This is a genomic window from Bacillus sp. mrc49, from assembly GCF_002803435.1.
The window spans coordinates 1-1380 of record NZ_PHNG01000532.1 but is presented as its reverse complement, the minus strand read 5'-3'; the positions used below and the strand labels follow the sequence as shown (position 1 = coordinate 1380).

Genomic DNA, 1380 nt, shown 5'->3' with positions numbered 1-1380 from the left:
AAACACCGGCTACATACGGGGGGGCTGTTCACCGATCGGCATGAAAAAGCAATACCCGACCTTCATCGATGAAAGTGCATCGAACTTGTCTGAAATCATCGTAAGCGCGGGGAGGGTCGGCACCCAGATTGTCCTGAATCCGGCAGATTTCCTCGAAATCACGCAGGCGGAGTCCGTCGCTCTTATCAAATAGGACAATGGCATCCTTGGGCATTCACCTATTTGATTTTTACCGCATACGCTGTCTTGAAGATCACATTTCTATTGTGAGGGAGAGTGTGGAAGTGACGGGAAAAGTGATGCATTATTTCGCCGGCGGCAATACCGCTAAAGGTTTTTATAGTTTATATGATTCGAATTTGGCAGGTTTGGAAAGATTATTCATTTTAAAAGGCGGACCTGGTTCGGGAAAATCGACCATTATGAAAAAAATCGGCCAGGAATGGCTGGATAAAAACTATGATATCGAGTATTTACATTGTTCTTCCGATAATGATTCCATCGATGGGGTCATCATACCGGCTTTGAAAATCGGTCTTGTGGATGGGACCGCTCCGCATGTGATTGAACCGAAGGCACCAGGGGCTGTAGAGGAATATGTCAATTTGGGGTCAGCCTGGAATTCACAGCAGCTCGCTTCGGAAAGAGCGTCCATCATAAGGCTGACGAATGCGAGAAGCAACAGCTTCGAGAAGGCCTATGCCCTTTTCGCTGAAGCATTGAAGATACATGATGAATGGGAGGACATCTATAAGGCAAACATCGACTTCGCTAAATTGAATGGGCTGACCAATAAATTGATAGAAGGCTTTTATCGAGATATCGTCCTTAATAAGAAGGCGGATGTTCGTCATCGTTTTTTAGGTGCCGCCACGCCAAAGGGAGCGGTCGATTTCATACCGAATATCACGGAGGGCGTACAGAAACGCTACTTTTTAAAAGGGCGTCCCGGTTCGGGAAAATCGACGATGCTGAAAAAGATTGCAAAGGCTGCGGAGCAAAGGGGCTTCGATGTGGAAGTGTATCATTGTGGTTTCGATCCGCATAGCCTGGACATGGTCATCGTCCGGGAGGTAGGTATCGCCATATTCGACAGCACAGATCCTCATGAATATTTCCCGAGCTGCGAAGGTGATGAGATCATCGATATATATAAAACGGCGATCCTGCCGGGAACGGATGAAATTTATGCCGATCAGATCAAGGATGTTTCCTCCAGGTACAGGGAGAAGATGAATGAAGCGACGGCAAGCCTAGCCAAAGCAAAAGAGCTGCATGACGAACTTGAAAAAATTTATGTGAAAGCCATGGACTTTACTGCGATAGATGACATTCGTAGTGACATTCATGAACAGATCATTGAACGTGCGCAGGCAATTG

2 protein-coding genes are annotated in these 1380 nt (G+C 46.5%); both read left to right on the top strand.

What is annotated here, in order from left to right; all coding sequences use genetic code 11:
- Positions 1-193, top strand: a 193-nt coding sequence (locus CVN76_RS05325) for a YbaK/EbsC family protein (protein ID WP_332850609.1), incomplete at its 5' end; no start/stop codon positions are given.
- Positions 194-284: 91 nt separating this feature from the next.
- A partial coding sequence (locus CVN76_RS05320) for a PRK06851 family protein (RefSeq protein WP_100530534.1) occupies positions 285-1380 on the top strand: 1096 nt, incomplete at its 3' end.